Here is a 16,675-nt window from a genome sequence, read left to right on the forward strand (position 1 = left end):
CCATGTTAGTGTTAATAGACAATTATGATTCATTTACATACAACCTGGTTCAGTATTTTCAAATATTAGGACAGAACGTTGAAGTTGTTTTAAGTGATCAAGTCACTATCTCCGACATCGAAAAACTTGAACCGGAATATCTGGTTATTTCACCAGGCCCTAACCGGCCTGAAGATGCCGGAATTTCAATGGAAGCTATTCAATACTTTCATCAGAAGCTACCTATACTAGGCGTTTGCCTTGGTCATCAATGTCTGGCTCAGGCGTTTGGCGGCAGAATCATCGGCGCTCCTCAGATCATGCATGGGAAAACTTCTTCGATACTGCACCATAAACTTCATTTGTTTAAAGATATTCCTAATCCTTTTAATGCGACACGCTATCATTCGCTTCTGGTGGAAACCTCAAGCCTGCCTCAATGCTTTTCAATAGACGCATGGGCAAATAATGATATTATGGCAATTTCACATCGGCACTATCCTTTATACGGATTACAGTTTCACCCTGAGTCGATTTTAACTGAACACGGTCTTCATTTGCTGAGAAATTTTTTAAACTATGAACATTGCAGCCTACCTTGAGCATTTATTAAAAAAAGAACATTTAAGCACTTTTGAAATGATGGATATTATGCGTGGCTGTATGACTGGCGAAATATCCGATAGTCAGCTGGCTGCCTTTCTCGCATTAATGAGAATAAAAGGTGAAACAGTCGAGGAATTGACCGCCGCGGCACAAGTGATGATAGAGATGGCGCATACAGTCGACCTCGGGGATGATCTTGTAGATATAGTTGGCACCGGAGGCGATGGAAAAAACACCTTCAATGTATCGACAGTCAGCAGCATCGTGACATCAGCTGCGGGTGCTCGCGTTGCCAAGCATGGGAATCGTTCAGTATCCAGTCGGAGCGGCAGTACAGACTTGCTAATGCAGGCTGGCATCCGGCTTGAAATTGACGATGCCGATTTACAACGCTGCATGCAACAATACAAACTCTGTTTTTTATATGCCCCGCATTTCCACAAAGCAATTCAGAAAGCAAGAAAAGTGCGTCAGGAACTTGGGATCCGAACTTTTTTTAACCTTATTGGTCCTCTGGTCAATCCGGCGCGGCCAAGAAAACAGGTCGTTGGTGTATTTGATAAACGATGGCAAAAACCCTTGCTGGATGTGTTGGTCAATCTGGGAAGTGAACACACACTGGTGGTTTGCTCAAGAGATGGACTGGATGAAATCAGTATTGCAGCACCCACTGATGTGCTTGAATACCATAAGGGCGAATATAAAGAATGGACCATTAATCCTCAGGATTACCATTGTGCGCATGAGAGTATCGACGAGATTATTGCAGACTCACCTGAGCAAAGCTTTAAGCATATGCAAAGTGTGCTGCAGGGGGAAGTCAGCCCGGCCCGTGATATTGTACTGTTAAATAGTGCCGCTGCCTTGTACTGCAGTGATCAGAGCAGCAGTTTTGAGGAAGGAATTTATGCGGCAGTAAATGCGATTGACAGTGGTGCGGCGCATCAGCGATTGAGCGAATTGCAGGCATTTTCACAACATTTGGGAAAACCCTAAAACTGCGTCACCGAGCAAAGTGTCTACAGGAATAAAAATATGTCAAGTGTATTAGATAAAATTGCAGAATATAAACGCCAAGAAGTCGAACAGGCGAAGCGTTTGCACCCTCTTGCACAATTAAGAGAGCAGACATCTCAAACCAGCAGAGATTTTGTGGCCGCATTACAATCCAGAAAGCCTTCAATTATCGCGGAAATTAAAAAAGCTTCCCCCAGCAAAGGGGTGATTCGTGAAGATTTTAATGTGGCCGAAATCGCTGGCATATATGAAAAAAATGGCGCCAGTTGTCTGTCGGTTCTGACTGATGAACACTTTTTTATGGGAAAAGCCGAAAATCTGCAAATAGCCAAAGCTCATTCCACATGCCCGGCTTTACGCAAGGATTTTATCATTGACAGCTATCAGGTCGATGAAAGCCGGGCTTTAGGTGCCGATTGTATTCTGTTAATTGTTGCAATACTGGATGACGCTCAATTGCTTGATTACTGCCAGCAAGCCCAGGCCCTGAATATGGCAGTATTAGTAGAAAGTCACACGCTGGATGAACTGCAGCGCGCTATTAAATTACCCACCCCATTAATGGGTATCAATAATCGAAGCCTTCATAATTTTAAAACCGATATTCAAACGACAATCGAACTATCCAATTATATACCGGCGGATAAATTGATTATTACTGAAAGCGGTATAAATACTCATGACGACATCCTCAAAATGCAAGCGGCTGGAATCCATCATTTTCTAATTGGCGAAAGTCTGATGCGAAGTCCGGATATTGGCAAAAAATTAAGGGAGTTTTTGCATCAGGATTAATATCCTGATGCGCCGCGCTTTTAAAGCAAGGACTGCTTAAACTTTTTCCAAGTGTATAACTAGCTTTGCTCAAAAACGAACGTATCGCTCTCTTCTGCCGGTGGTAGGACAAAACCTTCCTTTTTCAAGCGCATTCGGAAAAAGCCGCTACTGCGCCTAGAGCGTTGAGTTTCACTACCTGAGTTTTCTCTGGAGCTATCTGTATTAGAAGAGGCTTCTGTTCCAACAGAATTCATGGCTGAAGATACCGTGGATGTTGTTGAACTCGCCTCCGAATAATTTCTGGTTTTAGTAATAAAACCATTCAAAAGTTTTTTGACTTTATTATTCTGCTCTATTGGATTGTAACGCTTGTCCAGAAAATTAAGAGTAGCCACAGGAGAAGTCCTGTAGTACAGGCGGGAAACCTGCCGAAGCTTTTCAAGCGTTCTAGCCAGATGTGAATACAAAGCTTTGCTATCCTCGACAAAATTCGTAATATTATCCTGCTTTTGCGCAAGTTCCTTTTCCATACTTCTGATCTTTTCCTGAAACCAGTTGATGAGGAAATTGCTAGTCTCAGACACGTCAATCCGTTTACCACTCGACTGGATAACCGGAATATGGCTCAACTTTAAATATTCATCCAGACGATCAAGAAAAGCTGACAGTTCAACACTTGTTTCGATAGTTATATCGGATTCTGTACCTGAAGAACCAGGTTGCAGTTTTTTAGATAAGGCATAGAACTCATCATCATCTACTACTACCAGCGGTTTTTCGAGGATGGCTTGTCTTAAATCTGTGCTGCTCATTTGAGAATAAAAACGAATTAATGCTTTTAATTTGAGAATGGGTAATAGTACCTTGCCATTTGCCTCGCAATGCTCCAGCAGTTTATAGGCATTATCTTTTATTGGAGTATGGCCTCCGTTTAAAGTTATAATTGTCTTTACCTGCTCTTCGCTCAGATGTATTTTAACTTCCTTATTATTCCTGATAGCGTTTATATTTTCTTCAAATAAATTAAAATCATCTATTTTTGTTGTTTCATATTCGCTTTCATACTCATCAGGTTTAACATAATACAGTTCCTGAATACCTTTTTCTTTCACAAAAATATAACTGTTTCTGTATTGTGCGAGGCTTTTCGGAAATTCTGACATGAAATAGAGATCACAGCCTTTGGAGCTCTCTCTGGGTACTTCTTTGGCAAAGGTTATCTGAGAAGTGATTCTACCCAAAAAAAACAGTGTGGTTTTATACTCATTCGCTATGCTGGTCATCTTTGCAAAACCTTTTGCACTGTCGGTGATATTGTTCATTTCCTTCATCAGGTTAACGCCAGTAGCACTCAATGCCTGGAAATGCCTGGTTAATCTGGATACAGGAAGACTTGACAGAACACCGCGAATTACCATCAGATGATTTAAATCAGGATAACGCTCATCCCCCAAGGGACATAGATGCTGCCCGATAGATAACAGTAACTCCAGAGAAGATAACATTTTTTCAGGATTGTCGAATATTTTTTTTAAAAAAAACTGATTTAAAATGTTGAATTGATTGATGGTTCTGGACACATTAATCGAGTCTGGATGAAGCGGTTTAGCTTTTTTGAAAGATTCTTCTTTCGGAGGTTCATAATTATAGAGACCTTCCAGAGAAACCTGCCTATAGAATGAGACCATTGATACTCTCATCTCCTGAGCAATAAGCCGAGTTGTCTCCTCAAGTTTAGATTCTGAATCCCTCTCCGTTGTTGAGTATACCTTTGATTTTCGGAGCAAATGGTCTTTCTGTTGGATTCCATCTGAAACCAGTTGTTCAAAGGAATTGTCTGATTCCTGTTGTGAAGCCCACTGATTTAATGAATCAAAATGCTCAATGAGTGGATCAATATAAAATTTATGATTAGCAACAATCAGGCTATTTAAAATACTTCGTATTCGTTTACGTTCAAAACTTTGCTTCACACCTTTTTCAAAACCACGATTTATAAAGATTTTTGCCTCTTTAACCAGCTGTTCCTGTTTAAAAAAATCACTGGGATTATAAATCATCAACTGAAATAAGATGAGGTTGGCTGCAAGAATCTGGCGGTTATCAAATTTGCTATATAACGAATTTAACGCAGCTAAAATTTCTCGTTGGGAGTAGAGAGCCTGCAATCCCGTTACTCGAAACAAAATAACATCGAACTCAGTCTGCCAATTTCTACTTCTATTGCCTTTACTTGTCAGAATAAATAAAGCTTCTCTAAGATGGATCTCTCTTGCGATCTCTTCTTTGGTTCACGACAAGTGTTTTGTCATGAGGTATGATGCGGTAGGAGTTAATCTTCTTATCGGATCATTCGCTTTAAGTTGTGCTACCAATTGAAACATCATCTTCGACATGGAGTCATTATTGAAGCATTGCAGATCATCATATTTTTTTTGTGCATGCTGTCGGAGTTCATTGAAGTATTCAACTGCAAACTGCCCTTGCTCAAACAAAGCGAAAAGATCAGTCAGTAGCGTTTTTTTGTCTTTTAAATCAGCATGAGCAAACAATGCCTGTAAACTTTCATTAATCGCTGGCTTATCGGTTTGAAGCAGACGTTTAAACTCCTGGTAAACCGTTACAGAATCTTTTCCTAGCCAAGCAAACAAGTCTTCTTTTTTTTGCTCAGGCTCTTCATGTACGACATCAGGAGACGATTCGACACTCATATCACTACGGGCCGAGGGTAGATCGTTATCTTGTTCATGACTTCTATTAGAATTCAAAGGCGAGGATAAAAGTGATGAGGAGGACGATGAAAATGAGTATGACGAAGAACCTGTAATTGAATTACTAGATGTTGAAGGGGATGCTGATAGTTGATTACGGCCTGATAAGAAAAAAGCAGGATAGGAATCATAGAAAACCCCTGCCCCAAAATTTCTATTCACTGGGAGTAATCCAATCGGTTCCAGCTGAATTCGTGAGATTAACTGCTGCACACTTTCATCGTAACCAGCCAATGCTCTTGCGTCTTCATCCTGCAGATTTTTTGCATCCTTGCTGATATTTGCAGTACTTAAATTGAAACAGGAAATTGCCCAATGCTTTTTATAATTCACTGAATCCAGATAGGGTGTATTCCCCTTTGAGTTGGGTAAATTCACGATGTCAGACAAATGACTTAACAAGATAGCCAATATTTTTGCGTGGGGGCGATCTTTGCGTACTATCAAATGCAGTATGCTATCGGAGTCTTCGTTCAGGGTCTGAAGGCCTGATCTGAAGTTTTCAATTGCAAGAAACTTTTCCAGTAAATTAATGCGGTTTAGCTCTACTTTGACCTCTTTCATATCTTTTTCAGCTGCCACCTGAAGCTTGATATTTGGGTCATCGTCTGGAGCAAGTAAGCTATTGTAGATAGCTAAACTAAACTTAGGATAAGCGAGCAAACCATTAAGAAGTCTACGCTTGCTTTCCTCATCCCTTGCTTTGTCGTCCTTGTCACTTTTATTGCTATCTTCTTTTTCAGATAAATAGTTTTGATAATTCCCTTTTTCATACAAATAATACGCAGTGTCTGTTAAAAGAGTTTGATCTTTAAAAAAAGCAGTCGCTAAGGTTTTTAAAACAGCAGTATCTTCCTTCTTTGCTTTTCTCTCATTTTGTGGCACAACAAGTTTAATAATGTCACGGAATATCATGCTATTTTCCCTAAACTAAAATCAATTTTACTTGTAAAAAAAAATGATTTATTGAATGAGTTTTAATCCTTTTTTAAATTATCATGCTAATAAATTTTTGGCAAGATGTGTTTTTTTTCGCCACGAAATTCGAATGAAAATTATTAAAATTCTCTCCTCAGTATTTGAATGCAAGATATTGAAATAAAAGCTATTCGTTAGTTGAAATCAAGTAGACTCGTGATTGATAACAATCTCTAATAATTTCATATACTGCTCGCCATTACCCTTTTCTTCGAGGTATAAATGAATAAATAAATCAAGGCATGCTTTTTTAGAAATGGGCGATTTTTCATGCTGTACTTCCAGTGTCAAAGTCATTGCAGCCAGCACTGAAGACATCTTTTCAATGACTTCGCGAATATACAGTGTCTGCTGTTCGCTCGAAATTGATTTAAGAAAAGTAAAATGCGTTTCGAGAGTCAGGATTTGTTTACTAAATAACTCTTTATACTCAATTTTTTTTATTCTTTTTAATACACCGCGCAAATGCTCAAGGAAAATTTCATCCACCTTGAGACGCAAAATATCTCGAAGAGTTTGCATCCAAAGTGTGAAATGAGTACCCTCCCAATTTTCGCAAACGATGCAATCGCGAAGCAGGCGTGGAAGTGCGGAGAAACTTTCAATAGTTCCATTGCCCGCAAGAATATCGATGCAATGATGAATATTATTTACAGCATGTTTTGCCGTAAAATATTTATTCAGATTAGCCAGGGTACGCAATAAATACTGCTGTTTTTTATCTTCTTCTTTCCCGGTATTCAGGTCAAACTCATCCTGTAATTCGACCATATAGAACGCGCTGGCCAGCATAGCAACCAACTCAGCCTTGATTTTAGCCAAATGCTCTTTTACCAAAGGATATTGAATGATTTTTTTTCCAAAGGCATCTCGATTGCAAGCATAATAATAGGCAATCTGATAGGCACGACGCGTCATTCCCAAAACTGAAAACGCATTAAATATTCTCGAAAGATGTAAGACATTTTCCATAACCAGATGAATTCCTTCGCCAACATCTCCAATCAGAAATGCAAGAGAACCATCAAAATCTATTTCGCCTGTAGCCATGGAACGGGTACCGATTTTTTGCTTCAGGCGTCTGATTCTGAAGTGGTTGTCTTTCCCATCCTTAAGCTGTCTGGGTAATAAAAACAAACCCAAACCACGGGTGCCAGTTTCCTGAGCATCAATTCGCGCAGTCAACAGAATAAGATCGGCATTAGCGTTGGAACAAAACCATTTCTCTCCTGCAATTCGCCAGTTTTTTTGCTCGTCCTGAAAAGCCAGGCTTGCATTGGCTCCCACGTCGGAGCCGCCCTGAATTTCTGTTAAAAACTGAGCACCGGTATAGTTGTCATCAAATGAGGGAGCAAGCAATTTATCCATAAAAAACTCATTATTTTTTAATGGCTTTATATTCAAAATCCGGATTATTCCTGCTGAACAGGCAATGGGGCAATTATGTCCGGCTTCTCCAGCGTGAGATGAAAGAAGAAAGAGCGCCAGAGTCTTTTTCATTTCACCAGGATGACGCAAAAAGCGCATTAAACCGGAACCATAAATAATATTACCTGCTTTAATATAGGATGGATGGTGGATTACTTGCTCATAGCCTTCACCAATCGCGTTAAAATGGCTTAATTTGGGTAAGTTCTCATCCAGATTATTTTCTGAAACGCAAGGCTCTAAATCAAAAGCGACGTGATTGGCAAATTGTTTTAATTGTTCAATGAACGCCTTATCTTTTGCAAATAAAATAGAATAGGAATGCATTAAACAGGAGTTTTCGCTTAGAATTTTCGCTTTCAGCTGATCGTTCCAATGCCTCAGATCATTCCTTGTTTTTTGATAAACTGATTGATTGTCCATTAAAGCTCCCTGCCAATGCATACCTGCTGCAATAAATGGTAACTCATCATATCTGAGTACAGTATGTATGCAAATCGAAAGCTGATTATTTACACACTATTCTGCCATTTTCAAACTGTAATTGATTACCGCCGAAATCAGCAAAAAACTGCCCATGATAGGAATCAGATTGTTTATTCCATTGAGCTGAAATAAACAATCGAGACCGCGACTTGTCTTCGCTGTCTACTGCCACCAAAAGCAGATTACCTTGCCGCATGCTGAATATTGTCGCTTCGACCTCATAGGGGAAATCAATGAGCGGCATTGAATTGGGTTTGTCAGCCACTGTAAATGTGATGTTTTCTGTCAAACCCTGCATAGAGCAAGTAAGGGTTTTGTCGGAGGCGAATACCAGGCCTGGACAGAGCAGCAATAACGACAGAGTTTTCATAATAAGCTCTTGTGTCAGTGGGCAGCATATTCATATTGTAGCCAATCCCTGGTATTCCTCCAATTCACTAATGTGGCCGCGTTGTTCTGCTGCGATCGGCTTCGTGAAGTTTATTGGAAAATCTGAGCGACTTATCCAGTTTGGTATCCGACAAATCATTCTTTTTTGCCTGAGTCTCCAGCCAGAGTAAAAATTTTCCTTTAAGATAATGCATTTTCTCTTTAATAATTATTGCCTCTTTATCAGAGATTACTTTTTTAGCTTTTTTAAAAATTTCTCCTTCCTCTTCTTTCACATGATGCTCTACGATTTCCTTTAGTTTCAATACAGCCTGAACCCATTGCTCGCTACCCCAGGAATGATTAACAATATTGATTTGTTCTTCTATTTCCACATGTTCTTTTTTCCCATGTTCAGCCAGATCTCTGGTAGAAGGATGTTGTGCCAGAAACTTATAAAATGTTTCCTGTTCAGAATGAGCATGAACTAATAATTCCTGAGCAATTAAGGTGACAATTTCATGCTGCCGCATCATCAATGTCGTTTTTTCAAATAATTTAAATAAATGATTCACCTTCTCGTGATCCATTTTTAAATAGTCATAAATATCCATTGGCGTCTCCTAAGGGGTCATAACCACTTTAATACAGCCATCTTCTTTCTCGGCAAAATTTTTATAGGCATCAGGGCCGTCTTTCAGCTTGATTCGATGCGTTATGATTTTAGAAGGATCAATCTCTCCCTCCAGTATTTTCTTTAGCAGAACGGGTAGATAACGTTGTACGTGGGTTTGTCCCATTCTGAAAGTCAGGCCCTTGTTCATTGCCGCTCCAAAAGGAATATTATCCAGCGTATCAAGATAAACTCCTGGCATGGAAATAGTACCTGCTTTTCCACAGCATTTTATTGCCTCCCTCAAAACATGAGCTCTGTCAGTAGCGAGATAAGTCATCTGCTTCACTCGATCCATAATGGAATCAAAACTTGGACCCACATGAGCCTCGCAACCTACCGCATCGATACAGCGCTCCGGGCCATGCCCTCGGGTCATTACCATCAGCGCATCATAGACGTCTTCTTCCTGAAAATTGATGGTTTCCGCTCTGCCAAGATTTTCAGCCAGAGTCAGGCGCTCGGGAACACAGTCGATAGCAATTACACGCGCAGCACCAAGCATCCAGGCGCTTTGAATAGCAAATTGCCCCACAGGACCGCAGCCCCATACAGCGACTGTGTCGCCGGCCTGTATATCGCAATTTTCAGCCGCCATGTAACCAGTGGGAAATATGTCCGATAAAAACAGAAGTTTGTCATCAGCAATGTTATCAGGCACTTTGATAGGGCCTACAGTCGCAAAGGGCACCCTCACGAACTCTGCCTGCCCGCCTGAAAAGCCACCCAATAAGTGAGAATATCCAAACATGCCAGAAGGCGATTGGCCCATCTGATTTTTAGCCATTTCTGCATTGGGATTTGAGAGCTCGCAGCAGGCAAATAATTTTTTCTTGCAAAATTGACACTTTCCGCAGGAAATGGTGAATGGAACGACAACCTTGTCGCCAACTTTCAGCTTTTTATTTGCTGAACCTAATTCGACTACTTCCCCCATAAACTCATGACCTATCACATCACCCGATTCCATAGCAGGCATTAATCCATTGTACAAATGAAGGTCGGAGCCGCAGATTGCGGTTGCAGTGACACGAATAATTGCGTCCTGCTCATTAATGATTTCCGGATCAGGGACATTTTCAATACGTACATCCTTTTTTCCATGCCAGCAGATTGCTTTCATTTCAATTTCCTTATCGACTGAACCCAGTAGAAGTGGCGATTTTTGAAAAAACTGATATGGGAATAAAGAAGAGCAACAAAGTTCGCCCATATCTTTAACAGATAGGATATTTTTTGAATTATTGCAACTCAAACCCGAACGGTATATTGTAAATTGACAAAGCTTGCTTTAACTTTTAGCGTAATAGGGATGGGCAATAATGCTGCATATCACAAAAGATTTGGAATTTCCTGACTCCTTAGTTCCTTTATATAACAAAGCGATTAAATATGAGTGGATTTCATTGCTATATATGATAAGCACCACATTTTTTTCCTTTATCGTAATGTCCAATTCCCAAACAATGAAAACTATCTGGCTGGAAGATACTTTGGGTATTATTCCCCCCGCTTCATTTCTGGTAGCAAGCCGGATTATTCAATGGAAAGCCAACAAAAAATTTCCCTATGGTTACCATAAAATAACGGGCATGTCTTACTTTGCCAGTTCACTTGCTTTGTTTTTCCTGGGTGTATATTTACTGATTGATGGAAGCCTGGTGTTGCTCAAGAACGAGCATCCCAACATTCCGGATGTATCCTTTTCAGGTTATTCCATTTGGCTGGGCTATATCATGATTATTGCCCTTCTATGGTCAAGCCTGCCATCTACTATTCTCGGCCACCTTAAAATCCCCCTGTCGCTCAAGTTGTATGACAAAATATTATTTGCCGATTCCAAAATGAACAAAGCCAGTTGGATGAGCGGCTTTGCAAGCATTATTGGTATCATTGGTATTCGAATGGGATTCTGGTGGGCTGACGCAGGCATAGCCATTCTGATATCTTTTAGCATCATTAATGATGGTTATAGTAACCTGAAGAACTCCATATTGGATCTCATGGATGAGGTGCCTGAAACCATTGAAAAAAACAAAACGGATCCCCTTCTTTCCGAGGTGCGGGCCATAATTAAAAACGAAGACTGGGTTAAATCCTTTGAGATGCGATTTCGTGTAGTTGGCCATTTATTCTTTGGCGATATTTTTATTATTGCCAGAACAAAAACGGTTGCTGTTGAAAAAATTCAAAGTCTGCGCGACAAAATTGAAGATCGCAACTGGCGCTTGCATGATATTACAATCACCGTGTTACCTAAGTAACTTATGACCCGAAAATATCATCACAATGAACAGACATTTAAATTTTTGGTCAAACTGGCTGATGTGTTCTATGCTTAAAAGAGGAAAATAAAAAAACAAATACAATTAAGGAAATACTATCATGAGAACCCTACTCTTACTCATGTTAGCAGTAACGTCTTCCAGTTTTTCTCTCCCATCGCCCGTTCTCCACTCACAAAATCAAATTGAGCAAACTGTCTTTGAAGATATTATTTCTTTAATTAATCCTGAAGTGGATTTCCCTCCCCCACCAAGCCTTGGGGAAATTCAAAAAATGCTCAAAGAGCAGGCACCGGATTTACGGCCGGAAGTGGTGAGTAAAGTCCTGACCACCTTACGCTGCACACGTGAATTTAAACTGCCATACAATAGGAATATACTGACGGTCATCGATTACTCTCTGCCTTCAAGCGAGAAGCGTTTCTGGGTTTTTGACTTATCTCAGCAGCGATTATTATTTCATACCTACGTTTCGCATGGGATTACTTCCGGCAGCCTGAATACCAATTATTTTTCCAATAAATACAATAGTAAGGCAAGCAGCATCGGCGTTTACACGACTGATCAGGCTTACTATGGCCGCGAAGGATTATCCTTAAGACTGGATGGCCTTGATCGCGGATTCAATGACAATGCATCCAATCGCGCAGTGGTTATGCACGGTGGCTGGTATATGGCAGAAGATTTTATTAAAAAGTATGGCCGCCCGGGGCGAAGTTGGGGCTGTCCGGCTTTGCCAATGGATAAAACCGTTCCCATCATTAATACGATCAAGAATAAATCCCTGTTTGTCATTTACTATCCCAGTGACAGCTGGTTTGTTCGTTCCAAGTTTCTTAACTGCAGCCGGTTTAACCTGGCAAAGCAGGCTAAATCTGAACTTGAAATCAAGCCGGCGGAAGAAGAGCGTGAAGCCATTCTCTTTGTCGACAACAATAAGAACAGTTCTCGCCAGGAAGAGGAGCCTATTGCGGTCATTGATGCTGATAGTTATGTCCGTATTTTTAAAACCAAAGCGCCTCTGGAAAGAATGCTGCGACGACAAATCAATCACATGGAGTATATCGCCTTAAGCAATGCGGAATTCAACAGCCTCATTTCCAGTAATGACAAAGTTCTGAATGTCAATAATAATTTGGAGGAAGTGTCGTTTGTGATACCGGTTATCAAGATGGTCAGGGGCTATTATGAAACCGAAATGCATGTGGTTCCTTTGGGCAAAATAAAAAGTGTGGAGGTTAATTCAGATCCTTCGCGCACTGACGCTCTGGCCAAAAGCTATACGGTTCATTTTGATAATAAAACAGTGAATCTTAAGCCGAGCAACCAATTTATCCGCTGGCTGGGATTATAACATTAAGGATCGCTATGGAAACCGGAAGTAGTTGCAGCCTTTCAAGTTTTGATAATGTGGTGAATCGACGAATTGTCCTGGTTTTGCAGGGAGGCGGTGCGCTGGGTGCTTTTCAGGCTGGCGTGTACGAAACCCTTGAAAAAAACGATTATATTCCCAATTGGATAGGCGGAACTTCTATTGGAGCGATCAACGCCAGTATCATTGCCGGAAACCGTCCTGAAAACCGCTTAAAAAAATTGCAGCAATTCTGGCAAACGGTCACTCAACCGGATATCTTTCAATTCAGCGATGATATGTCCGAAGGGCTTCGACGTTTCTTCATGCAAATCCAGTTTCAAATGCTGATTCTCTCCGGGATCCCGGTTTTTTTTAAGCCGCAGATAAATAGCTTTCTCAGCTGGATGCAAGGAAGCTTCAACAGCTTTTATGATACGAGTCCATTACGCGATTTTTTAAACGAATTAATTGATTTTGACTATTTGAATCGCCAGGAAATACGGCTAAGTCTTGGAGCAACCAACCTGCATACCGGGCAAATTCGGTATTTTGATTCCCGATTTGAGAAAATTGGCCCTGAGCATGTAATGGCTAGCGGCGCCCTTCCTCCTGCATTTCCGCCTATCCTTATTGATAATGAATATTACTGGGATGGCGGTATTTACTCCAATACGCCTTTATCAATTGTCCTGGACGATTTTCCCCGCGTTAATTCGCTTTGTTTTATGGTTGATCTCTGGAGTCCTGAGGGCGCTCTGCCAGGAACCCTGGACGAGGTCCGCAAAAGAAATCTTGAAATTATTTATAGCAGCCGTTATGAAGAGCACCGAAAAAACTATGAGGCCATGCACAACATGCGTCGGGCTATTCGTGCTCTGTATAGTCAGTTACCCCCTGAGAAACAGCAGGATCCCGAAAATCTGAAATTAGTATCACTGGGATGCATTACCAGCATGGACATTGTACAAATCCAGTATGAACAAAAACCCTGGGAATCCTCAACCAAAGATGCTGATTTTAGCGCTTCATCCATTAAGTCACGCTGGGAACAAGGCAAATTAAAAACGCAAATGCTGCTTGATAAAAAAACATTTGCAGAGCCGCATCCCCCTAATGTAGGCGTAGTGATTCATCGATAAAAGCAGGCTGTTAAAATAACCAGGTTATTGTTATCCTAAAGCATACTCCATGCAGGGACCAAGTCATTTTGAAACCTAGTTTATCCAAGTTATCCGTTTTTATTGCGCTGATTTTGGCAGCAAATACTTTGGTTGCAGCAAACGGCCTCCAAAATTCTACGCATGCCCGCGAGGAACGCCACAATCTTCTGGGTGTATTTGTTGGCGGCCATTATGTTGAACATAACGATCATTTCACCTACGGTCTGGAATATCATCGCGTAGTTTCCTTTCCTTTCGGATTTAGTGTGATCGCTGAGAATACCCCTATCAATAAAGAGCACAATAGTGAAACCGAGTTTTTTGCATTAGCGACCTATAATTTTTTTGAATACTTCACAATGGGAGTGGGACCTGGAATCAAATACGAAAAAGAAGAACCTAACCGAATGCTGGGCCGGGTTACTCTTGGTCATATTTTTCATATCAAGCCCGACATGGAAATGACGCCGAATGTGGATTTTGATGTAAGTGAGAAAGGCGGCAGCAAATTTGTGTTTGGTGTTACGTTTGGAAAGCAGTTTTAATTTGGAGAGAGTTCAAATAAAAAATGAACTCGTCAGGTTAATGCCTTGACAGCTTGTCCAGGCGGTTTAATCCATTCAATAAAACCTCCAGCGCTCTTTTTCCCATTGGTTCCTGCGGGCAAAAAGAGATTGAAGCCGCAAAACCAATGTCATCCTCCAGCTGCTCCCAATGTTTAGCCTGATGCAGAATGGGTTCGATTTTTTTATAAAGTGCTTTCATTGCCATATCATCCACAGACAGGCTTCGATGCCGGGAGCGGGTCAGCATTGTCCATAAGCTTTGGTGTAAGGCATACTTCAAAATATAAATTGCCTCATCAAATCCCGGAAAATCATTTTCCAGATTGATAAATGAAGTCTCATTATAAAGGTGAGTGAATTGATAGTCATAGGAGGAAAACTCACTGTCAATCGTATCCTGAACCAGAGGACTGGAATATTGGCAGCGGAATAAATAAAGAATGCTCTCCCCGCTCGCATCCTCGGTGAGCCTGAAGCATCCCTGAAAAATAAACGGCTGCTTCCATACTGCGATCAATATCAGGGTTTCTATGGAGATTGCGGTTATTTTAGATTTATTGGCTACCAAAGAGGTAATTCCTTAGGCATACGCAGCCAGTTACTGTCGGGATAAGGGCAGGAGGCATCGATTGCATGCAAGGTATAGGCATGGCGGGATTTGCTCGAGTGATTGGCATCACTTTTATGCGGTAAACGACCATGAAGTACTACCAGGCTGCCTTTCTTTACTTCCAGAGGCATACTGTATTTGTCCTGCCAGATTAAGGGATAATAATCTTCAAACTCGATGGTATCTCCCTTTCTAATCATTTTTCTTGATAAGGGAATCGTTGCAGGACTTGGCATAACCTGCAAACAGCCATTCTCAAGTGTAGCATCCTCCAGAGCAAACCAGAACCCCAGAGCATCTTTCTGGCTATGTAAAAAAGTAGAATCCTGATGGCAGCCCACTTCACCGCCTATACCGGGTTGTTTAAACAGATACATTGATTGCAGCAAACCGGGTTTCTCAAATCCTAATTGATGGCAAATGGTTTTAAGACGCTCGCTTCTTGAATACAACCGGAATATCGGATCAAGCACATGCAGGGCGTGTCCAATTTTGTTTAAGGATTTTTCCAGTGGCTTGGTCATATTCCCCTGCTCGTCAAAAGCCTCCGGTTCAAAGAATAAACGAATTTTATCCCCCGAATTTAAAAAATACTCTGTTTTGGCATGATCCTGGGTTTCAGCCGTGAATACGGTCACCGGAATTTCCTGCTGATATTCATTAATTATAAAATTAACTCTATCGATGAGCGTTTCACAAATTGAAGGAGTAAAAAACTTTTCGATCACCAGATAGCCATTTGTGAGAAAATGATCAAGTTGCAGAGCCGACAATTCCATTACATACACCCCTTACAGCATTCCATGCTATTAACTACCTGTTATCATACTGAGTAAGCTTTTTATTAGCAAATTTAATAATATTCCAGAAGCCTTATTTTCAAGCTATACTAAGTGATAGGATTTTTTTTAGGCCACCCGTTTTATGAAAACATCAGGATTTACCCTCATTGAACTATTAATTGTTGTGGTGGTCATAGGAATTCTTGCCACCATTGCAGTTCCTGCTTATCAGGATTACACGATCAGATCGCGCGTCACTGAAGGGTTGAATTTAGCCAGTGCCGCAAAACTGGCAGTATCGGATACCACTCAGGTTAAAAACGGTGTGCTCCCGGCTGATAATAACGCGGCTGGGTACTCGCCTCCGGCGGCCACTCCTTCTGTTTCTTCCATTAACATTGCCAATGGCCTGATTACTATTGCCTATACCGCTTTAGCTGGCAATGGCACGATTATACTTACCCCCACGGTACAGTCCGCAGGCGAAATTACCTGGGATTGCAGAGGAGGCACTCTTCTCGATAAATACCGCCCTCCTATTTGCCGTGGAGGGAATGTGGCTCAGGGTGGAAGCAGCTCTGGAGGTGGAAATACCAGCTCTGGAAACTCTGGAAATAGCGGCGTTGGTCCAGGAAATAGCGGAGGAGCCGGCAACAGCGAAAACTCAAATTATAATCAAAATCCAGGTAACAATGGTAACAATGGTAACAATGGTAACAATGGTAACAATGGCAACAATGGCAACAATGGCAACAATGGCAACAATGGTAACAATGGTAACAACGGTAACAACGGGAATGGCATCAACAACGCCAATGAAAACGCCAGCTTTAA

At 41.1% G+C, this 16,675-nt stretch carries 15 protein-coding genes and 1 pseudogene; 8 read left to right on the forward strand and 8 right to left on the reverse strand.

All coding sequences use genetic code 11. From position 1 onward, the window contains the following. Positions 1-2 precede the first annotated feature (2 nt). From B1207_RS00490 to trpC, 3 genes are read left to right on the forward strand one after another with little or no spacing between them, the layout of a single operon-like run. Positions 3-581: an anthranilate synthase component II gene (locus tag B1207_RS00490; protein WP_112218044.1), complete on the forward strand. Its 579-nt coding sequence runs from the start codon at positions 3-5 to the stop codon at positions 579-581. Beyond that, positions 559-1,581, forward strand: coding sequence for an anthranilate phosphoribosyltransferase (gene trpD / locus B1207_RS00495; RefSeq protein WP_112218045.1), 1,023 nt, complete (start codon positions 559-561; stop codon positions 1,579-1,581). The genes B1207_RS00490 and trpD overlap by 23 nt, the downstream gene beginning before the upstream one ends. 39 nt (positions 1,582-1,620) lie before the next feature. Then, positions 1,621-2,397, forward strand: coding sequence for an indole-3-glycerol phosphate synthase TrpC (trpC, locus tag B1207_RS00500; RefSeq protein WP_112218046.1), 777 nt, complete (start codon positions 1,621-1,623; stop codon positions 2,395-2,397). A gap of 59 nt (positions 2,398-2,456) precedes the next feature. Here trpC and B1207_RS00505 read toward each other — a convergent pair whose 3' ends face one another. The 6 genes from B1207_RS00505 to B1207_RS00530 all read right to left on the reverse strand — a co-directional run bounded on the left by B1207_RS00505 (position 2,457) and on the right by B1207_RS00530 (position 10,297). Continuing rightward, on the reverse strand, positions 2,457-4,439 hold the full coding sequence (locus B1207_RS00505) for a RasGEF domain-containing protein (RefSeq protein WP_172458044.1): 1,983 nt from the start codon (positions 4,437-4,439) through the stop codon (positions 2,457-2,459). A gap of 231 nt (positions 4,440-4,670) precedes the next feature. After that, positions 4,671-6,065, reverse strand: coding sequence for a hypothetical protein (locus B1207_RS00510; protein ID WP_112218048.1), 1,395 nt, complete (start codon positions 6,063-6,065; stop codon positions 4,671-4,673). A gap of 207 nt (positions 6,066-6,272) precedes the next feature. Next, positions 6,273-7,979: an acyl-CoA dehydrogenase family protein gene (locus tag B1207_RS00515; protein ID WP_112218049.1), complete on the reverse strand. Its 1,707-nt coding sequence runs from the start codon at positions 7,977-7,979 to the stop codon at positions 6,273-6,275. A gap of 85 nt (positions 7,980-8,064) precedes the next feature. After that, the gene (locus tag B1207_RS00520; RefSeq protein ID WP_112218050.1) at positions 8,065-8,412 is read right to left on the reverse strand and encodes a hypothetical protein; all 348 of its coding nucleotides are present in this window, start codon (positions 8,410-8,412) and stop codon (positions 8,065-8,067) included. A gap of 67 nt (positions 8,413-8,479) precedes the next feature. After that, complete coding sequence (locus tag B1207_RS00525) at positions 8,480-9,025, reverse strand: hemerythrin domain-containing protein (RefSeq protein WP_112218051.1); 546 nt, start codon at positions 9,023-9,025, stop codon at positions 8,480-8,482. 9 nt (positions 9,026-9,034) lie between these two features. Further along, entirely contained in the window at positions 9,035-10,297 is a 1,263-nt protein-coding gene (locus B1207_RS00530) for a zinc-dependent alcohol dehydrogenase (RefSeq protein WP_216362441.1), read from the reverse strand. A 109-nt stretch (positions 10,298-10,406) separates the two neighbouring features. Here B1207_RS00530 and B1207_RS00535 point away from each other — a divergent pair, with 109 nt between their 5' ends. The 4 genes from B1207_RS00535 (at position 10,407) to B1207_RS00550 (ending at position 14,428) form a co-directional block, all read left to right on the forward strand. Beyond that, entirely contained in the window at positions 10,407-11,348 is a 942-nt protein-coding gene (locus tag B1207_RS00535) for a cation transporter (protein ID WP_112218053.1), read from the forward strand. A gap of 121 nt (positions 11,349-11,469) precedes the next feature. Further along, the gene (locus B1207_RS00540) at positions 11,470-12,723 is read left to right on the forward strand and encodes a murein L,D-transpeptidase catalytic domain family protein (protein ID WP_112218054.1); all 1,254 of its coding nucleotides are present in this window, start codon (positions 11,470-11,472) and stop codon (positions 12,721-12,723) included. Positions 12,724-12,737: 14 nt separating this feature from the next. Beyond that, a complete protein-coding gene (locus B1207_RS00545) occupies positions 12,738-13,862 on the forward strand; it encodes a patatin-like phospholipase family protein (protein WP_112218055.1) in 1,125 nt (374 codons plus the stop codon). Between the two features lie 68 nt (positions 13,863-13,930). Next, the gene (locus B1207_RS00550) at positions 13,931-14,428 is read left to right on the forward strand and encodes a hypothetical protein (RefSeq protein ID WP_253255749.1); all 498 of its coding nucleotides are present in this window, start codon (positions 13,931-13,933) and stop codon (positions 14,426-14,428) included. 37 nt (positions 14,429-14,465) lie between these two features. Here the strand turns inward: B1207_RS00550 and B1207_RS00555 are convergent, their stop codons facing one another. Together B1207_RS00555 and B1207_RS00560 are read right to left on the reverse strand one after the other, a co-directional pair. Further along, on the reverse strand, positions 14,466-15,017 hold the full coding sequence (locus B1207_RS00555) for a hypothetical protein (RefSeq protein WP_112218056.1): 552 nt from the start codon (positions 15,015-15,017) through the stop codon (positions 14,466-14,468). After that, entirely contained in the window at positions 15,011-15,838 is an 828-nt protein-coding gene (locus B1207_RS00560) for a phytanoyl-CoA dioxygenase family protein (protein ID WP_112218057.1), read from the reverse strand. Before B1207_RS00560 ends, B1207_RS00555 begins: the two co-directional genes overlap by 7 nt. Before the next feature lie 145 nt (positions 15,839-15,983). On the opposite strand from B1207_RS00560, the pseudogene B1207_RS16165 reads away from it, so the two are divergent. Beyond that, positions 15,984-16,388: pseudogene (locus B1207_RS16165) on the forward strand (pilin); the annotation flags it as partial. Between the last annotated feature and the right edge of the window lie 287 nt (positions 16,389-16,675).

The sequence above is a fragment of the Legionella quinlivanii genome (assembly GCF_003265995.1).
Lineage (GTDB): Bacteria > Pseudomonadota > Gammaproteobacteria > Legionellales > Legionellaceae > Legionella_C > Legionella_C quinlivanii_A.

Excerpts from the sequence above, each read along its gene's own strand:
- B1207_RS00490 (WP_112218044.1), top strand. The coding sequence starts at position 3 with ATGTTAGTGTTAATAGACAATTATGATTCATTTACATACAACCTGGTT.
- trpD (WP_112218045.1), top strand. The coding sequence starts at position 559 with ATGAACATTGCAGCCTACCTTGAGCATTTATTAAAAAAAGAACATTTA.
- trpC (WP_112218046.1), top strand. The coding sequence starts at position 1,621 with ATGTCAAGTGTATTAGATAAAATTGCAGAATATAAACGCCAAGAAGTC.
- B1207_RS00505 (WP_172458044.1), bottom strand. The coding sequence starts at position 4,439 with ATGATTTATAATCCCAGTGATTTTTTTAAACAGGAACAGCTGGTTAAA.
- B1207_RS00510 (WP_112218048.1), bottom strand. The coding sequence starts at position 6,065 with ATGATATTCCGTGACATTATTAAACTTGTTGTGCCACAAAATGAGAGA.
- B1207_RS00515 (WP_112218049.1), bottom strand. The coding sequence starts at position 7,979 with ATGGACAATCAATCAGTTTATCAAAAAACAAGGAATGATCTGAGGCAT.
- B1207_RS00520 (WP_112218050.1), bottom strand. The coding sequence starts at position 8,412 with ATGAAAACTCTGTCGTTATTGCTGCTCTGTCCAGGCCTGGTATTCGCC.
- B1207_RS00525 (WP_112218051.1), bottom strand. The coding sequence starts at position 9,025 with ATGGATATTTATGACTATTTAAAAATGGATCACGAGAAGGTGAATCAT.
- B1207_RS00530 (WP_216362441.1), bottom strand. The coding sequence starts at position 10,297 with ATGGGCGAACTTTGTTGCTCTTCTTTATTCCCATATCAGTTTTTTCAA.
- B1207_RS00535 (WP_112218053.1), top strand. The coding sequence starts at position 10,407 with ATGCTGCATATCACAAAAGATTTGGAATTTCCTGACTCCTTAGTTCCT.
- B1207_RS00540 (WP_112218054.1), top strand. The coding sequence starts at position 11,470 with ATGAGAACCCTACTCTTACTCATGTTAGCAGTAACGTCTTCCAGTTTT.
- B1207_RS00545 (WP_112218055.1), top strand. The coding sequence starts at position 12,738 with ATGGAAACCGGAAGTAGTTGCAGCCTTTCAAGTTTTGATAATGTGGTG.
- B1207_RS00560 (WP_112218057.1), bottom strand. The coding sequence starts at position 15,838 with ATGGAATTGTCGGCTCTGCAACTTGATCATTTTCTCACAAATGGCTAT.